The 18,048-nt window shown below is 69.6% G+C and carries 15 protein-coding genes and 1 pseudogene; 4 read left to right on the plus strand and 12 right to left on the minus strand.

Annotation, left to right across the window (positions count from 1 at the left end; translation table 11 throughout):
* Positions 1 to 44: 44 nt before the first annotated feature.
* Positions 45 to 866, plus strand: a complete 822-nt coding sequence (locus SSQG_RS11495) for a DedA family protein (RefSeq protein WP_003989924.1) — start codon at positions 45 to 47, stop codon at positions 864 to 866.
* Here SSQG_RS11495 and SSQG_RS11500 read toward each other — a convergent pair.
* The 3 genes and pseudogenes from SSQG_RS11500 to SSQG_RS11515 form a co-directional block, all read right to left on the minus strand.
* Positions 787 to 1,596 (minus strand): hypothetical protein, encoded by an 810-nt coding sequence (locus SSQG_RS11500; RefSeq protein WP_039932416.1) that lies wholly within the window; start codon positions 1,594 to 1,596, stop codon positions 787 to 789. The genes SSQG_RS11495 and SSQG_RS11500 overlap by 80 nt on opposite strands.
* Positions 1,596 to 4,170: pseudogene (locus SSQG_RS43975) on the minus strand (phosphoribosyltransferase). The gene SSQG_RS11500 and the pseudogene SSQG_RS43975 overlap by 1 nt, the downstream one beginning before the upstream one ends.
* A gap of 49 nt (positions 4,171 to 4,219) precedes the next feature.
* On the minus strand, positions 4,220 to 5,386 hold the full coding sequence (locus SSQG_RS11515; protein WP_003989927.1) for an HpcH/HpaI aldolase/citrate lyase family protein: 1,167 nt from the start codon (positions 5,384 to 5,386) through the stop codon (positions 4,220 to 4,222).
* Between the two features lie 228 nt (positions 5,387 to 5,614).
* Here SSQG_RS11515 and SSQG_RS11520 point away from each other — a divergent pair, with 228 nt between their 5' ends.
* Positions 5,615 to 6,505, plus strand: coding sequence for a TerD family protein (locus tag SSQG_RS11520; RefSeq protein ID WP_003989928.1), 891 nt, complete (start codon positions 5,615 to 5,617; stop codon positions 6,503 to 6,505).
* Here SSQG_RS11520 and SSQG_RS11525 read toward each other — a convergent pair.
* From SSQG_RS11525 to SSQG_RS11555, 7 genes are all read right to left on the minus strand, one after another.
* On the minus strand, positions 6,492 to 7,052 hold the full coding sequence (locus SSQG_RS11525) for a GNAT family N-acetyltransferase (protein ID WP_039932419.1): 561 nt from the start codon (positions 7,050 to 7,052) through the stop codon (positions 6,492 to 6,494). The two genes, SSQG_RS11520 and SSQG_RS11525, sit on opposite strands and share 14 nt — an antisense overlap.
* Positions 7,053 to 7,142: 90 nt before the next feature.
* Complete coding sequence (locus tag SSQG_RS11530; protein ID WP_003989930.1) at positions 7,143 to 7,877, minus strand: TerD family protein; 735 nt, start codon at positions 7,875 to 7,877, stop codon at positions 7,143 to 7,145.
* A 129-nt stretch (positions 7,878 to 8,006) separates the two neighbouring features.
* The gene (locus SSQG_RS11535) at positions 8,007 to 9,152 is read right to left on the minus strand and encodes a DUF475 domain-containing protein (RefSeq protein WP_003989931.1); all 1,146 of its coding nucleotides are present in this window, start codon (positions 9,150 to 9,152) and stop codon (positions 8,007 to 8,009) included.
* 125 nt (positions 9,153 to 9,277) lie between these two features.
* Positions 9,278 to 9,853, minus strand: coding sequence for a TerD family protein (locus SSQG_RS11540; protein WP_003989932.1), 576 nt, complete (start codon positions 9,851 to 9,853; stop codon positions 9,278 to 9,280).
* 117 nt (positions 9,854 to 9,970) lie between these two features.
* The gene (locus SSQG_RS11545) at positions 9,971 to 10,546 is read right to left on the minus strand and encodes a TerD family protein (protein WP_003989933.1); all 576 of its coding nucleotides are present in this window, start codon (positions 10,544 to 10,546) and stop codon (positions 9,971 to 9,973) included.
* 147 nt (positions 10,547 to 10,693) lie between these two features.
* The gene (locus SSQG_RS11550) at positions 10,694 to 11,152 is read right to left on the minus strand and encodes a peroxiredoxin (protein WP_003989934.1); all 459 of its coding nucleotides are present in this window, start codon (positions 11,150 to 11,152) and stop codon (positions 10,694 to 10,696) included.
* Between the two features lie 107 nt (positions 11,153 to 11,259).
* A complete protein-coding gene (locus SSQG_RS11555) occupies positions 11,260 to 11,697 on the minus strand; it encodes a DUF3052 domain-containing protein (protein WP_039932421.1) in 438 nt (145 codons plus the stop codon).
* A gap of 415 nt (positions 11,698 to 12,112) precedes the next feature.
* On the opposite strand from SSQG_RS11555, the gene aceE reads away from it, so the two are divergent.
* Positions 12,113 to 14,860, plus strand: a complete 2,748-nt coding sequence (gene aceE / locus SSQG_RS11560) for a pyruvate dehydrogenase (acetyl-transferring), homodimeric type (protein WP_003989937.1) — start codon at positions 12,113 to 12,115, stop codon at positions 14,858 to 14,860.
* Positions 14,861 to 14,944: 84 nt separating this feature from the next.
* A complete protein-coding gene (locus tag SSQG_RS11565; RefSeq protein WP_039932422.1) occupies positions 14,945 to 15,679 on the plus strand; it encodes a potassium channel family protein in 735 nt (244 codons plus the stop codon).
* 106 nt (positions 15,680 to 15,785) lie between these two features.
* Here the strand turns inward: SSQG_RS11565 and SSQG_RS11570 are convergent, their stop codons facing one another.
* Positions 15,786 to 16,097, minus strand: a complete 312-nt coding sequence (locus SSQG_RS11570; protein ID WP_003989939.1) for a hypothetical protein — start codon at positions 16,095 to 16,097, stop codon at positions 15,786 to 15,788.
* 236 nt (positions 16,098 to 16,333) lie between these two features.
* Positions 16,334 to 17,959 (minus strand): MFS transporter, encoded by a 1,626-nt coding sequence (locus SSQG_RS11575; RefSeq protein WP_003989940.1) that lies wholly within the window; start codon positions 17,957 to 17,959, stop codon positions 16,334 to 16,336.
* Positions 17,960 to 18,048: the final 89 nt, after the last annotated feature.

The following is an 18,048-nucleotide window of genomic DNA, read 5'->3' on the forward strand; positions in this document are numbered from 1 at the left end:
CTTTCCTCAGGAGTTCTTCAGCTCCGGTTTCCTAGCGTGGCGGCATGACAGCCATCGCAGCGGACGTCGGGCCGCAGTGGGTCAACGACCTCATGGACGCGCTGGGCGCGCCGGGCGCCGGTCTCGCCATCGCCCTGGAGAACCTGTTCCCGCCGCTGCCCAGCGAAGTGATCCTGCCGCTGGCCGGGTTCGCCGCGAGCAGCGGCCGGATGAGCCTGCTCGCCGTCCTGCTGTGGACGACGGCCGGCTCGGTGATCGGCGCGCTCGCGCTGTACGGAGTCGGTGCGCTGCTCGGCCGTGACCGGACGGTGGCGATAGCGGCCCGGCTGCCGTTGGTGAAGGTCTCGGACATCGAGAAGACGGAGGCGTGGTTCCTGCGGCACGGCACCAAGGCGGTGTTCTTCGGCCGGATGATCCCGATCTTCCGCAGCCTGATCTCCGTGCCGGCGGGAGTCGAACGCATGCGCCTGCCGGTGTTCCTGGGCCTGACCACCCTGGGCAGCGCGATCTGGAACACCGCGTTCGTGCTCGCGGGCTACTTCCTGGGGGCGAACTGGCACCAGGTCACGGACATCGTCTCCACCTACTCGAAGGTGGTCCTCGCCGCGGCGGCGCTCGCGGCGCTGGGGTTCATAGCCCTACGGCTGCTGCGACGCCGTGAAGGGGGGCGCCCTGAAGGGGGGCGCCCCAAAGGGGCGCGGGGCTGTGTCGATCTGCGGCTCCGCCGCGGGGCGCGACAAGCCACAGCGAAGCCGCACCCGCACGACGACCAGGACACCCGAGCTCTCAGGCGCCCCTCACTGCCCCCAGAAACTCCGTCAGGATCCGCTCCCCGGCGAGAACCCCCCGTTCGGGAAGCGCCCTGATCGAGGGAGCTGTGAAACCGGTGTCGGCCAACTCCCCGTGCCCCGGGCGCCAGCCCCGATCCGCCGCGAGGAGCAGATCGGCGTCGAGCAGGGAGTCCCCGGCGGCGAGGGTGAGATCGGCCCCGGTCCGCCGGGCGACCTCGCGCATCGCCGCGCTCTTGGTGAGCGGCTTGGGCACGGCGTAGATCTTGCGGCCCTGGAGGGACACCGTCCAGCCGCGGTTCTCCGCCCACACGGCGAGTTCCTTCACCCAGTCCTCGGGCAGCAGTTCACGCTCGACGACGAGGTAGGCGAAGAGGTCGTCGGCGACGCGGTGCTTGCGCACCCAGACCGGGTCGGCGGCCCTCAGCAGGTGTTCCTGCACCTCGGCGAGGGGCGCGCACTGGTCGGCGAGCCGTGCGGTCACCTGGGCGTGCCAGTCGGCGTCGGATACGCCGTCCACCAGGAGGTGGCCGCCGTTGGCGCAGATCGCGTACCTGGGCTCCGGGCCCGGCAGGTTGATGCGCTGGTACTGCTTGCGCGTCCGGGTCGTCGTCGGCACGAACACGGCCGCGTCGCCCAGGTCGGTGAGGAGCTGGGCCGCCGTCTCCGTCAGGTACGACAGCGGTCTGCTCTCATGCACCTCCACGCAGAGCAGCCGGGGCGCCCGGGCGTCCGGCATGGTGAGGGCCAGAGCCGCGGCGGAGTAGATCAGTGTGCGGTCGAGGTCGCTGGCGACGAGTGCGGGCATCAGAGCGTCACCGCCTTGCCGTCGGCGCCGGTCGCGCCCCGGGTGTACCGGGGGTGGATCAGGCCCACGCAGGTGTACGGCAGTGCGTCGACCTCCTCGACGGGCACGCCGCGCTGCTCGGCCAGCAGGCGTACGTGGTCGAGGTCGCTGCCCGCCCCGGCGCGTGCCAGCACCTTCCAGGGCACGCGGCGCAGCAGCACCCGGGTGGTCTCGCCGACGCCGGGCTTGACGAGGTTCATGTCGTGGATGCCGTACTCGTCGCTGATGCGCTCGACGGCGGCCCAGCCCTCCCAGGTGGGCGAGCGGTCGACGGCGAGCAGTTCCTTGGCCTGGACGCAGGCCGCGTCGGCGACCTCCGGGAAGCGGGCGGACACGGCGTCCAGGAAGGTCACCGAGACGTCGGTGCCGGCGAGTTCGCGGTAGAACTTGGCGCCGTGGAAGTCGTGCGGGCCGACCAGGTCCGCCCGCAGCACGGTCCGTGAGATCAGGCCGGACACGGTCGAGTTGAGGCAGGCGGAGGGGATGAGGAAGTCCTCGCGGGTGCCGTAGGTCCGTACGCAGGAGCCCGGGTCGGCCAGGACGGCGATCTCGGGGCTGAAGCCGGTGATGCCGTCGGACTTCTCGAACTCCTCCAGGGCCTGGGCGAGTTCGCGGGTGATGGCGCCCTTGCCGGTCCAGCCGTCGACGAAGACGACGTCCCGGGGGTCGTGGTGTGCGGCGAGCCAGCGCAGCGCGTTGGCGTCGATACCGCGTCCGCGGACGATCGACACGGCGTAGTGCGGCAGGTCGATGCCGTGCCGGTACTGCGCCCAGCGGCGCATGAGGATGCCGACGGGCGTCCCCGCGCGGGCCAGCGAGACCAGGACCGGGCGGGGAGCGCGCTCGGTGAGGACCGTCTCGGTGACCACGCCGACCGCCTGGGCGATGCGGGCCGCCGAGGTCTCCAGCGCGGCGTGGAACAGGGCCTGGTACTGCTCGTTCGGCTGGTACTCCACGGGCAGCGACTCGGCGTAGTGCGCGCCGCCGCTCTGGATCGCCTCCTCGCGCTCCTCGGTCGGCGCCTCCAGCGTCACGTCCGAGAGGTCCTGGAGCAGCCAGCCGACCTCCTCGGGCGCGTACGAGGAGAAGGCGGGGCCGCGGAGGGGCTCGGGCAGCATGGAGGGCCTTTCGGGGACGTACGCGTCGGGGACGTACGAGGGGATGACGGCGAGCAGCACGTGCGGGGCGTGCGCGGCGAGCCGGGCCAGCAGGCCGTCGGGCGCGTGCAGCGCGGGAGTGTCCGCGGTCGAGTCGACCACCGCGACGACGGCGTCGAATCCGGCACCGGCGACGTTGTAGGCGTACCGCTCGCCGGGGCCGTCGGCGGGGTCGTCGTGGGCGGGGAAGGTGAGCCGGGTGCGTATCGCGTAACCCGGGTCGTCGACGGCCAGGACGGGTGAGCGGGTGGTGGTGGAGTAACGGACCTCGACGTCGGTCGTGCGCTCCAGCTCGTGCGCGAGCCGGAGGGGGGTGTACATCAGCTCTTCGAAGCCGAGGATGTGCACGCGGTGTGCGTCGGGGGGCAGGGCGTCGGCGAGCCGGGCGGCCATCTCGGGCAGGGCGGCCTCCAAGCGCTCCCGATGGGAGGGAGTGAAGCCGTGCCGACCGCCGTCCGGCAGCCCGGCGGGCCAGCGCAGGTCTATGCGGTTGACTTCCGGGTGCGGGCCGGTGGGGGCTTGTCGCGCGGTTCCCCGCGCCCCCCAGGGGGTCGGCCTCCTGGTCGGCTTCGACGGCAGCGCCATCGTTGGGGGGCGCGGGGAACCGCGCGAACAACCCCGACGGCGCCGCAGACGGCAGAGCACCTGCCGCGGCGCTCTCGGACTCGTACCGCGCCACCAGCTCCTGCCCTTTCTCCAGCACCCCCTCGGGCAACCGCACCGCCCCCGACGCCGCCGCGACCAGGTCCACACGGGCGCCGATCTCACGGGCGAACTCCTCCAGCCGCCCGGCGTCCCCCGCCGACCGCATGTCGACCAGCGCCACCACGACGTAGCGCCGCCGCGGATACCGCCCATGCAGATCCCGGACGGTGTTCAGCACCGTGTTCCCCGTGGAGAACTCGTCGTCGACCAGCACCAGCGGCCCGTCACCGGTCAGCAGCACGGGATCCTCCGGCAGCAGCAGGTGGGAGGTGGCGTGCGAGTGGGACTCCTCGAAGCCGCCGGCCGTGGCGACACCGGCGACGGGGCGGCGGGTGGAGTGCAGGCAGGGGGCGAGACCCAGCCCGTCGGCGACGGAGTGGCCGAGGCCGGTCGCGGTCTCCGCGTAGCCGAGCACCACCGCCCGGCGTGCCTCGTCGTCGCCCAGCAGCTCACGCACCCGGCGGCCGAGCTCGAACCCGTAGCCGTAGACGACGGACGGGGACTGCGGTACGTGCTTGCCCAGCACGTTCGACACCAGCAGGTGGGCCCGCTTGGGGTTGCGGCGCAGTGCCAGCCCCAGCAGGTCGGTCAGCCGGTCGTCGCCGACTAGCTCGACACCGAGCCGTTCGGCGACCCAGCTGCCGGACCAGACACCGTCGGCGTCGTCGCGCATCTCGCCGTGCTCCCCCTCGTTCACTGCCTTCTCCGCCTTCTCCATGCCCTCAGCCCGGCAATCCCGCCGCCAGCAGTTCCACGAAGCCGATGTCCTCGCCGGCCACGCCGAAAACCTCGGCACGCAGCAGGGTCCGCTCGGCCCAGGCCCGATGCGGCTTCACCTCGTTCATCTTGTTCGTGTACGCCGACCTCAGGACACCCCCGCCGCCGCGCTCGGGGCGCAGTATGTCCTCGGCGTCCGAGAACTCCTCGTGGCTGACGACCGACAGGGCGTGCACCGGCAGCACGTGCGAGGGGTGGATGCAGGTCTTGCCCAGCAGACCGTTGGCCTGGTCCAGGGAGATCTCCCGGAGCAGGCCGTCCATGGCGTGCTCAATCAGCTTCTCGCGCAGTTCCGCGGCCTGCACCTCAAGGAAGGGGCTCTGCCTCAGCTGCGGCTTGAACATGCGCTCCTGGACCCGGAAGTACTCCCACACCGGCCCGGTCACGGTGAAGCCGGTGCCGTCGGCCCGGCCCAGCATGTTCACCACGTCGGCGATCACGGAGGCGACGACCTGGACGTCGTACGCGGTCATGTCGGGGCCTCTGCGCAGCCCGTACGAGGAGCAGAAGTCCGTCACGCCGAGGCGCAGGGCCAGCACGCGGTCGCGGTACTTGTCGACGGCCCGGGAGATGCCCTCCAGGGTCTCCACGCGCGACTCCCGGTAGAGCAGCTCCGGCGACTCCAGCACCGGCATGGCGAAAAGGCGACGGCCGCTTTCGGCCTCGGCGGTCGCCAGCGCATCGAGGAACGGGATGCCGCGTTCCGCGGTGAACTTCGGCAGCACGAACCCGGACAGCAGCCGCACGGCGGGCCCGAGGCGGCGTACGAGGTCGGGGATCTGCTCGGGGACACGGACCCGGATGAACAGCAGCGGCACATCGGCGTCCGGGAGCCCGGCGAGGCCGGCGAGCTGGCGGACGAGGTTCTCCTCGCCCGGGCCGACCTCCGCGTCGTCGATCGAGTCCTCCAGGCACAGCACCATCGAGACCACGCCTCGACCGGCCTGCTTGAGGATGTCGTCGGCGAGGCGCGGCCGGGTGGCCGGGCTGTAGAGCGTGGCTCCCAGGGCGGCCGAGAGCAGCCGGGCCGGGGAGTCCGGGGTGAACGCGCCCGGCTCGCGATGGAAGAGACGCTTCCGCACCTCAGGGGCGACGTGCCCGAAATGACGCATGGAACTCCCCCGTGGTGGTTGTGCGACCTGCGAATCGTCGAAAGCTGGCCGGTAATAGTACGTAGAAGGCGTTGTCAGAGGTTCCCATAGGCCATGAATTTCAGGTAACGCGGGCAAGCACAGCCAGACTCGGCCATGACGACGGTAGTCCGCGACGGCCGTCGGCGCCGCTCGTGACGCCGCGGCCCCGCGTTGTCGTGAGCAGGACCGAGAAGGCAGGATGACCGTATGACGCACGCGATGCTGAAGGGGTCGAACGTCCCGCTGGAAGCCACCACGGTACGCGCCGTGCTGCGCTGGACGCCCGGGCAGGGGGTTCCGGACGTCGACGCCTCCGCGCTGCTCCTCGGCCCCGACGGCCGGACGCGCTCCGACGAGGACTTCGTCTTCTACAACCAGCCCCGGCACCCCTCCGGGAAGGTGTGGCGGCTCGGCAAGAAGCGGGTCGCCGAGGGCCTGACCGACACGATCCAGACGGAGCTCACCGGTGTCGAGTCGGGAGTCAGCCGGATTCTGCTGGTCGCATCGGCGGACGGCGTGACCTTCGACCGCGTACAGGCGCTGCGCATTCTGCTGTACGACGCGGCGAGCACCGGGTCGGAAGCGCTGGCGTACTTCGACGTCAAGCCGGAGACGGGCGAGGAGACCGCGCTGATCTGCGGTGAGCTGTACCGGCGCGGGGAGGGCTGGAAGTTCCGGGCGCTGGGCGAGGGCTATTCGAACGGGCTGGAGGGGCTCGCGACCGACTACGGCATCTCCGTGGACGAGTCGGAGGCGCTGGAGGAACCGCCGACCACGACCGTTCCCACACCCCCGACCACGGCCGCGACCATCCAGCATCCCCCGGCCCAGCCCGCCGCCGAGGTGTCCAGGCCACTGCCGCCGGAGCAGCCGACCGCGGTGCCCGCGCAGCCCGGGTACGGCTATCCGCCCCAGCAGCCGGCCTACGGCTACCCGCAGCCCGCCGGCCAGCCCGCCTACGGCTACCCTCAGGCGCCGGCCACGGCGGGCGTCACGGGGGCACAGTCGGGATACGGCTATCCCCAGCCCGTCCCCGCCGGGACCCCCGACCCGGACGTCCGTCTGCCCCCTCAGGGCCCGCAGTTCATCGGCCGCTGACAGCGAGGAAGCCCTGGTCGCCGCCCTCCACGTCCTGCCGGAGGTCCTTCTCCAGCAGCGTGAACGCCTTGGGCGGCCCACCCGGCTGCGGCTTGCCCTCCTTACGGCCCACGACGCGGTACCCGGCCTGCCGGTAGTAGGCGTTGAGCGGTGCGTTGCCGGCGAGGCAGTCCAGACGCACAAGGGTCCGTCCCACGGCCGCGACCCGGCGTTCCGCGGCCCTCAGCAGCCGGCGCCCCGTGCCGGGTGAGGCGGTGCTCCGGTCCACCATGAGCCGGTGCACGTATCCGGCCACGGGCGGCTGCGGGCCCCAGGCGCTCTCGTCCTCCCACCACAGCTCCCAGGCGCCCGCGACGAGCCCGCCCGACTCCGCGAGCCAGACCTCGCCGTGCGCCATGACCCGGTGGAAGTGGTCCTCGCCCAGCTCTCCCGGCCGCCACTGCCCCGTGACGCCGCGGGTCAGCATCCAACGTGCCGCGTCGTCGCGGAGGCGGACGAGGGTGGGAAGGTCGGACTCGATGGCGGGGCGGACGCGTAAATCATTCACCCGGGGATCTTCGCACGAGCACCCGGGGATCCTCGCACGAGCGTCCGAGCGTCCTCCCTCCGGGCGGCGCCCCGGGCACAGCGGCGGCCCTCAGCGATCGACCTTCGTCTTGTACCCCCGGCCCCACTGCAACCCCCACCCGTACAGCCGGTCGATCTCGGCCTGGAAGCCGTAGACGAACTTCGCCTCGCGGCGCACCACGATCTCGTTCTTGACGTTCTCGATCATGACGACGGCGCAGGAGCGGGCCTGTGGCTGGCGTTCGTCGAGGTGGATCTCGATGCGCGGCCCGCTGCTCGGGTAGAGGGTGAGGCTGGCGTGGGTGCGGTCAAAGGCCGGCGTCTGGTCGTAGATGTAGACGAAGACCAGGAGTCGCTTGATGCTCTCGCGGTGGTCGAGGTTGATGTACATCGTCTCGCCGGACCCGGAGCCGAAGCGGTCGTCGCCGCTGAGCTTGACGTACGGCGGAGCGTTGACGTCGCCGAAGTAGCCCCCGAGGGGCTGGACGACGCCCTTGGTGCCGTCCTGGAGCTCGTACAGACAGCCCAGGTCGAGGTCGACGTTGACCATGCTCTGGCTGTGGCCGACGACCTCCGGCGGCTTCAGCGCCCGGAAGGGGTGCCGCAGCAGGCTCTCCCGCTGCGGGCCCCCGATGTCGGAGGTCCGCATCCGCCAGCTCAGGTTGACGCGCAGATGGCCGGTGGCCGCGTCCTGCTTGGTGAGCGATATCTGAGCGCGCCGTTTGGTCAGTTCGATCGCGTTGGTTGCCGCGTGGCCCGAGTCGAACTGCACATCGCCACGCCGGAGTCCGTCGAACAGGCCCATTCCGCCCCCACGTTCACTTGGAGACCGCGGGTCACCGTCGTACCCGCGGCCCTTGACGACCGACGGGGCGGCCCCGAGGAGTCGCCTCGGCAGCCGCCCCGCACAGAGCGTTCCTCACCCGGAGGGGTGTCACACCCCGGACGAGACCTCAGTCTTCTCGTCCGAGTCGGCCTTTCCCTCGGCCGCCGCAAGCGCCTTGTTGCGTCGCACGGAGGACCAGAAGGAGGCGGCGATCAGGACGACGCCGATGAGGCCGGTGATGATCTCGTTGATCTGGTACTGGATGGTGACGAGCAGGAGGACGGCGAGCGCGCCGATCGCGTAGTGCGCGCCGTGCTCCAGGTAGACGTAGTCGTCGAGGGTGCCCTGGCGGACCAGGTAGACCGTCAGCGACCGGACGTACATGGCGCCGATGCCGAGGCCGAGGGCCATCAGGACGATGTCGTTGGTGATGGCGAAGGCGCCGATCACGCCGTCGAAGGAGAAGGACGCGTCCAGGACCTCGAGGTACAGGAACATGAAGAAGGCGGCCTTGCCGGCCAGGGCGACGGCGGAGCGGGGCTTGCCGGTGCGTTCGGCTTCTTCCTCCGCCTCCTGCTCGCGTTCCTCCTCCTCTTCGAGCTTGTCCTCGAAGTACCCGGAGAGACCGCCGACGATCATGTAAGTGATCAGACCGGCGATGCCGGAGAGCAGGACCGTCTCGGCCTTGTCGACGTGTGCGCCGCCGTGCTGGTGGGCGTTGGCCGCGAAGGTCAGTGCCGAGATCAGCAGGACGATCAGCGCGATGCAGACCGACAGCATGTCGACCTTGCCGAGCTTGGCCAGCGGCCGCTCCAGCCAGGCCAGCCACTTGATGTCCCGGTCCTCGAAGATGAAGTCCAGGAAGATCATCAGCAGGAACATGCCACCGAAGGCGGCGATCGCCGGGTGGGCGTCCGTCACCAGCTGCTGGTACTGCTCCTTGTCGTTCAGGGCGAGGTTGACGGCCTCGAGCGGTCCCAGCTGGGCACTGATCGCGACGATCACGACAGGGAAGACCAGCCGCATGCCGAAGACGGCGATCAGGATGCCGACCGTGAGGAAGATCTTCTGCCAGAAGGCATTCATCTTCTTCAGGATCCCGGCGTTGACCACCGCGTTGTCGAAGGACAGCGAGATCTCGAGGACGGAGAGAATCGCGACGACGCCGAGCGCGGTCCACCCGCCGAACAGGACCGCCGCGACCAGGCCGAGCGCGGTGACCGCGAACGACCACCCGAAGGTTTTCAGAACCACTGGCTACCCAATCGTGTGTGTACGGGGCTCCCCCGCGCCGTACCCGGCTTTACGAACTTTTGAAGCCGAAGTCTAGTCGGACCCCCTCGGCACCCCCATGGGCCCCGGATTTTGCTCATATCGCGTTATGAGACGTTGACCCCGAAGTCCAGCGCGATGCCCCGCAGCCCCGACGCGTACCCCTGTCCGACGGCTCTGAACTTCCATTCGCCCTGGTACCGATAGACCTCGCCGAAGATCATGGCGGTCTCGGTGGAGGCGTCCTCGCTGAGGTCGTAGCGGGCGAGCTCCTGGCCGTCCGCCTGGTTCACGACGCGGATGAAGGCGTTGCTGACCTGGCCGAAAGTCTGCCCCCGCTCGTCGGCCATGTGGATCGAGACCGGAAAGACGATCTTGTCGCACTGCGGCGGCACCTTGGAGAGGTCGATCAGGAGCGACTCGTCGTCGCCCTCGCCCTCGCCGGTGAGGTTGTCACCGGTGTGCTCCACCGAGCCGTCCGGGCTCTTGAGCTGGTTGTAGAAGACGAACCACTCGTCCCCGAGCACGCGTCCGCCGCTGCACATCAGGGCGCTGGCGTCGAGGTCGAAGTCGGCTCCGGTGGTGGAGCGCGCGTCCCAGCCGAGCCCGATCATCACCTGAGTGAGGTTCGGTGCGGCCTTGGACAGGGAGACGTTGCCCCCCTTGGCGAGTGTGACGCCCATGATTCCCTCCCCGAATGGTGTTTCCCAGGTGGTCCTGCGCGTCCGGCGCCGCACGTAAACCGCGCGGCGCCGGACGAAAAGACCTTCAGGCCCCGCGAGCGAGGCCTTACGGGCGGCTCAGACGTTCACACCGAAGTCCTGCGCGATACCGCGCAGGCCCGAGGCGTAGCCCTGGCCGATGGCGCGGAACTTCCACTCCGCTCCGTGCCGGTAGAGCTCACCGAAGACCATGGCGGTCTCGGTGGACGCGTCCTCGCTCAGGTCGTAGCGGGCGATCTCGGTGCCGCCGGCCTGGTTCACGACGCGGATGAACGCGTTGCGGACCTGGCCGAAGGACTGCTGGCGGGTCTCGGCGTCGTAGATCGAGACCGGGAAGACGATCTTCTCCACGTCGGCCGGGACGCCGGCGAGGTCGACCTTGATCTGCTCGTCGTCGCCCTCGCCCTCACCGGTGAGGTTGTCACCGGTGTGCTCGACGGAGCCGTCCGGGCTCTTGAGGTTGTTGAAGAAGATGAAGTGCTGGTCGTTGCCGACCTTGCCGGAGTTGTTCAGCAGCAGCGCGCTGGCGTCCAGGTCGAAGTCGGTGCCGGTCGTGGTGCGGACGTCCCACCCCAGACCGATGATGACCGCGGTCAGGCCCGGCGCCTCCTTGGTCAGCGATACGTTGCCGCCCTTGCTGAGGCTGACTCCCACGAGTCCTCCATTGGTGTTCTGGGGCGGGATGCCCCGTTGTGCTCGGATGTCGGATCAACGAGTCGATCCTAGTGACGGGTTCCCGCCCCTCGCAGTCCCTGAAGGCGACAAATCAGCGGGTGTCGAGCGTGTGCGGCCCGAGCGGCGTCACAGGGCGTCGAGCGCCTTCACGTAGTCGTTCAGGTCGCGCGCGTCCGGCAGGCCGTTGACGATGGTCCAGCGCACGACGCCCTCCTTGTCGATGACGAAGGTGCCGCGCACGGCGCAGCCCTTGTCGTCGTCGAAGACGCCGTAGGCACGCGAGACGTTGCCGTGCGGCCAGAAGTCCGACAGCAGCGGGTACTCCAGGCCCTCCTGCTCGGCGAAGACGCGCAGGGTGTGGATGGAGTCGTTGGAGACGGCGAGCAGCTGGGTGTCGCGGTCGGAGAACTGCGGCAGGTTGTCGCGCAGCTCGCACAGCTCGCCGGTGCAGACGCCGGTGAAGGCGAAGGGGTAGAAGAGCAGGACGACGTTCTTCTCACCGCGGAAGTCGGACAGCTTCACGCTCGCGCCGTGGTTGTCCTTGAGCTCGAAGTCAGGGGCCTTGTCGCCGACCTGGATCGCCATCGTGGTGGGTGTCCCTTCCTGGGGCTTCGACAGTGGGACCACCCTACGCAGGAACCGGCGCAGACCGGTGGGCGGACCGGCAGCGCCGATCCGCCCCGCCCGTGCGGCTAGCGCTTGGACTTGGCCGCTTTCGGCGTGGCCAGCCGGCTGCCGCTCCAGTCCTTGCCGACGCTGACGCTCTTGGACGCCGTCAGACCCGCCGTCGTGGCGGCTTCCGAGATGTCGCTCGGCTCTACGTAGCCCGAACGGCCGGTCTTCGGCGTGAGGAGCAGGATGGCACCGCCCTCTTCGATGTACGTGGTGGCGTCGACCAGCGAGTCCGTCAGGTCGCCGTCGTCGTCACGGAACCACAGCACAACGGCGTCGGCCACGTCGTCGTAGTCCTCGTCCACCAGGTCGCTCTCGACAATGCCCTCGATGGCCTCGCGGAGCTCCTGATCCACGTCGTCGTCGTAGCCGATCTCCTGGACCACCTGCCCGGGCTGGAACCCCAGCCTGGCGGCAGGGTTCGTCCGCTCCTCCGCGTGGTCCGCGGTCGCGCTCACGGGTTGCCTCCTGATCATGTCTTGGGAATATCTCAGCCACGCGCGTGCGCGAAGCATTGGCCGTAGTCCACACGGGCGGGACGGATCGCGCAAGTACCCGGCCGTTCAGACCGCCGAAACGGTGACGATCCTGGCCGTGTCGCCGCAACTCCAGGCACACCATCATGGTCCGAGGTGACGTACACCACACCTTTCTGCCCTGTTTGGGCGTTTGGGAATCGTCTGTGGGTACGAGACTCGAAGGTATTCGCCCGATACGTCACGGAGTCGATCTCACGTCTGGGTTACCGGTCGGTAGAGATGACGTTTCCCGGCCCCGAGGTGGACCATGGGGAAGGCGCGCCCCAGCGACGACGCCCCGGCGACGACAGCGAAACAGCGGCCCTCGCAGGCCCTCTGACAGGTAAGGAACAGCGTGGCTTCCGCATCCGATCGCAACCCGATCATCATTGGCGGCCTTCCGAGTCAGGTTCCTGACTTCGATCCCGAAGAGACGCAGGAGTGGCTCGATTCCCTCGACGCCGCCGTCGACGAGCGCGGCCGGGAGCGGGCCCGCTACCTCATGCTGCGGCTGATCGAGCGGGCCCGCGAGAAGCGCGTGGCCGTGCCGGAGATGCGCAGCACGGACTACGTCAACACCATCCCGACCAAGAGCGAGCCGTTCTTCCCGGGCAACGAGGAGATCGAGCGCAAGGTCCTCAACGCGACCCGGTGGAACGCGGCGGTGATGGTCTCCAGGGCCCAGCGCCCCGGCATCGGCGTCGGCGGCCACATCGCCACGTTCGCGTCCTCCGCCTCCCTCTACGACGTCGGCTTCAACCACTTCTTCCGCGGCAAGGACGACGGCCTCGGCGGCGACCAGGTCTTCTTCCAGGGCCACGCCTCGCCCGGCATCTACGCCCGCGCCTTCCTGCTGGACCGGCTCAGCGAGCAGAACCTGGACGGCTTCCGTCAGGAGAAGTCCAAGGCGCCCCACGGCCTGTCGTCGTACCCCCACCCGCGGCTGATGCCGGACTTCTGGGAGTTCCCGACCGTGTCGATGGGCCTCGGCCCGATCGGCGCGATCTACCAGGCCCGGATGAACCGCTACATGCACGCGCGCGGGATCGCCGACACCTCCAAGTCGCACGTGTGGGCGTTCCTCGGCGACGGCGAGATGGACGAGCCCGAGTCGCTGGGGCAGCTCACGCTCGCCGCCCGGGAAGGCCTGGACAACCTGACCTTCGTGGTCAACTGCAACCTCCAGCGCCTCGACGGCCCGGTGCGGGGCAACGGCAAGATCATCCAGGAATTGGAGTCGGTCTTCCGCGGCGCCGGCTGGAACGTGATCAAGCTGGTCTGGGACCGCAGCTGGGACCCGCTGCTCGCCCAGGACCGCGACGGCGTGCTGGTCAACAAGATGAACACCACGCCCGACGGACAGTTCCAGACGTACGCCACGGAGACCGGCGCGTACATCCGCGACCACTTCTTCGGCGACGACCAGCGGCTGCGCGCGATGGTCGAGGGCATGACCGACGACCAGATCCTGCACCTGGGGCGCGGCGGTCACGACCACCGGAAGATCTTCGCGGCGTACAAGGCGGCCGTGGAGCACAAGGGCCAGCCGACGGTGATCCTCGCCAAGACGATCAAGGGCTGGACCCTGGGCCCGAACTTCGAGGGCCGCAACGCCACGCACCAGATGAAGAAGCTGACGGTCGACGACCTCAAGCGCTTCCGCGACCGCCTCCACCTGCCGATCTCGGACAAGGAGCTGGAGTCCGGCGTCCCGCCGTACTACCACCCGGGCCGGGACTCGGAGGAGATCCAGTACATGCACGACCGCCGCAAGGGGCTCGGCGGTTACGTCCCGACGCGTGTCGTGCGCTCCAAGCCGCTGCCGCTACCCGAGGACAAGACGTACGCGACCGTGAAGAAGGGCTCGGGCCAGCAGTCCATCGCGACGACGATGGCTTTCGTCCGCCTCCTCAAGGACCTCATGCGGGACAAGGAGATCGGCAAGCGGTTCGTGCTGATCGCGCCGGACGAGTACCGCACGTTCGGCATGGACTCGTTCTTCCCGAGTGCGAAGATCTACAACCCGCTCGGCCAGCAGTACGAGTCGGTCGACCGTGACCTGCTGCTCGCCTACAAGGAGTCGCCGAACGGCCAGATGCTGCACGACGGCATCTCCGAGGCGGGCTGTACGGCGTCCCTGATCGCGGCCGGCTCGGCCTACGCGACCCACGGCGAGCCGCTGATCCCGGTCTACGTCTTCTACTCGATGTTCGGTTTCCAGCGCACCGGCGACCAGTTCTGGCAGATGTCCGACCAGCTGGCGCGCGGTTTCGTCCTGGGCGCGACCGCCGGGCGTACGACCCTGACCGGCGAGGGCCTCCAGCACGCGGACGGCCACTCCCAGCTGCTGGCCTCCACGAACCCGGGCTGCGTCGCGTACGACCCGGCGTTCGGCTTCGAGATCGCGCACATCGTGAAGGACGGCCTGCGCCGGATGTACGGCGGCGACGAGGAACACCCGCACGGCGAGGACGTCTTCTACTACCTGACCGTCTACAACGAGCCCATCCAGCACCCGGCCGAGCCGGAGAACGTGGACGTCGACGGCATCCTCAAGGGCCTCTACCGCTTCAGCGAGGGCACGGCGGGCACCGTCCCGGCGCAGATCCTGGCGTCCGGGGTGGCGCTGCCCTGGGCGATCGAGGCCCAGAAGATCCTGGCCGAGGACTGGAACGTCAAGGCCGACGTGTGGTCGGCGACCTCCTGGAACGAGCTGCGGCGCGAGGCCGTGGCCTGCGAGCAGCACAACCTGCTGCACCCCGAGGAGGAGCAGCGGGTGCCGTACGTGACGCGGAAGCTCGCCGACGCGCAGGGTCCGGTCGTGGCCGTGTCCGACTGGATGCGAGCGGTTCCGGACCAGATCGCGCGCTGGGTGCCGCAGACGTACCAGTCGCTGGGCGCGGACGGCTTCGGCTTCGCGGACACGCGCGGCGCCGCCCGCCGCTTCTTCCACATCGACGCGCAGTCGATCGTGGTGGGGGTGCTGACCGAGCTGGCGCGTGCCGGCAAGGTCGACCGGTCGGTGCTCAAGCAGGCGATCGACCGGTACCAGCTGCTCGACGTGGCGGCGGCCGACCCGGGGGCCGCGGGCGGCGACGCGTAACGCGTCCGGCACTCGTCAAGGGGTGGTGAGCCTCACGGGTACACCGTGGGCGCACCACCCCTTCACGTTTCCTACGATTCGGCCATGCAGCAGCAGTCGGCCCAATTCCGTTGGGAACAGCACACGCAACGGCCGCTCTTCGGCCTGGCCCTCGCCTTCGCCGTCGCCTATGCCGTGCCGATCGTCCGGCCCGACGCGAGCCGGGGCGTGGTGGAGGTGTGCATGGCCGTCGAGTGGGTGGTGTGGGGCGCGTTCGCGCTCGACTACGCCGTACGGCTCGGGCTCGCCCGGGAGCGGCTGCTGTTCGTACGCACGCACTGGCTCGATCTGGCGGCGGTGCTGCTGCCGATGCTGCAGCCGATGCGGTTGCTGCGGCTGGTGTCGACGCTGCTGCTGGTCGGGCAGCGGGCGCGGATGGCGTCGCAGATCAGGCTCACGACGTATGTCGCCGGTTCGGTGGTCGGGCTGCTGATGTTCGGGTCGCTGGCGGTGCTGTCGGTGGAGCGGGACGCGCCGGACGGGAACATCCGGACGTTGGGGGACGCGGTGTGGTGGTCCTTCACGACGATGACGACGGTGGGGTACGGGGATCACGCGCCGACGACCGGGTTGGGGCGGATGATCGCGGTCGGGCTGATGCTGTCGGGGATCGCGTTGCTGGGTGTGGTGACGGCGAACATCGCGGCGTGGTTCATCGCGCGGTTCGAGAAGGATGACGTGGAGGAGCGGCGGCAGACGGAGGCGATTCGGGAGCTGGCGGAGGAGGTGCGGGCGTTGCGGGGAGAGGTCGCGGCGCTGAAGGGGACGCGAGTTCAGTAGCCCTCGGGGTCGTCGCTGGGGGCGGGGTGTTGCGCAGCCCGGCGTAGCAGGGTGCCGCCGCGCCCACCCGTGCCGCCTCTGGCGGCACGCATGCCCGCAGCTGGCTTCAGAACAGCATGCCGTTGCCCGGTGTTGCCGCTCCGGCCAGCCAGATGATGGCCAGGAGCGTGTCGATGGCGCCCAGAACGAGGGCGACCACGGCCGTGGTCGGGCGGGAGCCCGACCAGGCGCGGCCCATGGCGAGCCAGCCGCAGACGATCGCCGCGGGGCCGAGGATGATCCCCAGCACGAAGAATCCGGCGACCGCGCAGATGACTCCGATGATTCCGAGCGTCGCGCGATCCGGCCCGGTCCGTGACCACATCCGGCCACGTGAGCGGGGGTGCCTGCGCGTACCGTGTCCGAAGCTCGCCATCATCAACTCCCGTGAACCCTCAGTCGGTTGGGGTTCGGTTCGGGTACTTGATGGTCGAGTACCCCCCATGCAGGCCCTAATCCCGCTGCCTGCGCGCTGCCCCCCTCCAGCAGCGCGCCGCAGCGTCCACCCTCCATGCCCTGCGGAGGACTTGACCCACTGTGACCTGCGATGCGCGCCGGAGGGGAGAGTTCGACGGTGCTGTTCACCCTGATAGGCGAACACCTCGGGGGCGGCCGTCAGATGTGCGCCGCGCCCGCGCCGGCCCCCGCGTTCTCACCGCGCTTCGTCAGGAACGCCACCAGCACCGCCACCACGGCGACCCCCGAGGCGACGAGCGACGCCGCGCTCATACCGGAGATGAACGTGTCGTGCGCGACGCCCGTGATCTTGGCGGCGATCGCGTCCGGCGTCCCCGGCGCCAGCGGCGGGACACCGACCTGGACGGCCTCGGACGCCTGGTGCTCCTGCTCCGGCGTCAGCGGCGGAAGCCCCGCCTTCTCCCAGTTGCCCGCGAGGTCGCTGTTGACCTTGGACGCCATCACGGCACCCAGCACGGCCGTACCGAGGCTGCCGCCGATCTGCATGGCGGCCTGCTGGAGACCGCCCGCCACGCCGGACAGCTCCATCGGGGCGTTGCCGACGATGACTTCGGTCGCGCCGACCATCACCGGCGCGAGACCGAGGCCGAGCAGGGCGAACCAGAGCGACATGATGCCGCTTCCGGTGTCCGTCTCCAGCGTCGACATCCCGTACATGGCGATCGCGGTGAGCGCCATACCGCCGGCGAGCGGGATCCGCGGGCCCACCTTGGTGATCATCGCGCCGGCGAGCGGCGAGCCGACGATCATCATGCCGGTCAGCGGCAGCAGGTGCAGTCCCGCGTCGATCGGGCTCATGCCGTGCACGTTCTGCAGGTAGAACGTCACGAAGAACAGGCCGCCCATGAAGGCGATGGCCATCAGGACCATCAGCACGACACCGGCGGACAGCGCCACGGACCGGAACAGCGCGAGCGGGATCAGCGGCTCCTTCACCCTCGTCTCCCAGAAGGCGAAGACCGCGAAGCACAGCACCGAAGCGCCGAGGAATGCCAGGGTCTTGACGTCGCCCCAGCCCCACTCGGACGGCGGGGCCTTGATGAGCGCCCACACCAGGCAGAACACCGCGGTCGACAGCAGGGCGATGCCCAGGAGGTCGAAGGAGCGCGGGGCGTTCTCCGCACGGTGGTCGAGGAGGATCCAGACACCGAGGACGACGGCGAGGACACCGACCGGCACGTTGATGAAGAACACCGACTGCCAGTTGACGTGCTCGACGAGCACACCGCCGAGGATCGGGCCGCCCGCGGTGGACGCGCCGATGACCATGCCCCAGATGCCGATGGCCATGTTGAGCTTCTCGGCCGGGAAGGTGGCCCGCAGCAGGCCGAGCGCGGCCGGCATCAGCAGCGCGCCGAACAGGCCCTGAAGGACGCGGAAGGTGACGACCAGCGCGATGCTGTCGGACAGTCCGATGGCGCCCGAGGCGGCGGCGAAGCCGACCACGCCGATGAGGAAGGTCTGCCGGTGACCGAAGCGGTCGCCGAGCTTGCCCGCGGTGATCAGGGAGACCGCGAGGGCGAGGAAGTATCCGTTGGTGATCCACTGCACCTCGGCGAAGGTGGCGCCGAGGTCCTTCTGGATCGCCGGGTTGGCTATGGCCACGATGGTGCCGTCGAGGGCCACCATCATGACCCCCACAGCGACGGTGATGAGGGTGAGCCAGGGGTGCCCTCGCAGCCCCTTGCCCGGCGTCGCGTCCGACGGCGAAGCCGGCGCGTCGCCCCCCGACCCCGTCGTGTCGATGGTGGTCTGACTAGTCATGCGTTCGAGGCTAATGACAGCCACTGACAATTGACAAACCAATTCACAAGTCGGTAACTGTCAGGTCACCCCCGTATAGCCTGAACTGG

Origin of the sequence: Streptomyces viridochromogenes DSM 40736 (assembly GCF_000158955.1) — a bacterium.
Classification (GTDB): Bacteria; Actinomycetota; Actinomycetes; order Streptomycetales; family Streptomycetaceae; genus Streptomyces; species Streptomyces venetus.

What these genes read in the sequence shown, in the direction of transcription:
- SSQG_RS11515 (WP_003989927.1), bottom strand. Translation starts at nt 5,386, where the DNA reads ATGCGTCATTTCGGGCACGTCGCCCCTGAGGTGCGGAAGCGTCTCTTC.
- SSQG_RS11500 (WP_039932416.1), bottom strand. Translation starts at nt 1,596, where the DNA reads ATGCCCGCACTCGTCGCCAGCGACCTCGACCGCACACTGATCTACTCC.
- SSQG_RS11570 (WP_003989939.1), bottom strand. Translation starts at nt 16,097, where the DNA reads ATGATGGCGAGCTTCGGACACGGTACGCGCAGGCACCCCCGCTCACGT.
- SSQG_RS11520 (WP_003989928.1), top strand. Translation starts at nt 5,615, where the DNA reads ATGACGCACGCGATGCTGAAGGGGTCGAACGTCCCGCTGGAAGCCACC.
- SSQG_RS11575 (WP_003989940.1), bottom strand. Translation starts at nt 17,959, where the DNA reads ATGACTAGTCAGACCACCATCGACACGACGGGGTCGGGGGGCGACGCG.
- SSQG_RS11530 (WP_003989930.1), bottom strand. Translation starts at nt 7,877, where the DNA reads ATGGGCCTGTTCGACGGACTCCGGCGTGGCGATGTGCAGTTCGACTCG.
- SSQG_RS11495 (WP_003989924.1), top strand. Translation starts at nt 45, where the DNA reads ATGACAGCCATCGCAGCGGACGTCGGGCCGCAGTGGGTCAACGACCTC.
- SSQG_RS11550 (WP_003989934.1), bottom strand. Translation starts at nt 11,152, where the DNA reads ATGGCGATCCAGGTCGGCGACAAGGCCCCTGACTTCGAGCTCAAGGAC.
- SSQG_RS11565 (WP_039932422.1), top strand. Translation starts at nt 14,945, where the DNA reads ATGCAGCAGCAGTCGGCCCAATTCCGTTGGGAACAGCACACGCAACGG.
- SSQG_RS11540 (WP_003989932.1), bottom strand. Translation starts at nt 9,853, where the DNA reads ATGGGCGTCACACTCGCCAAGGGGGGCAACGTCTCCCTGTCCAAGGCC.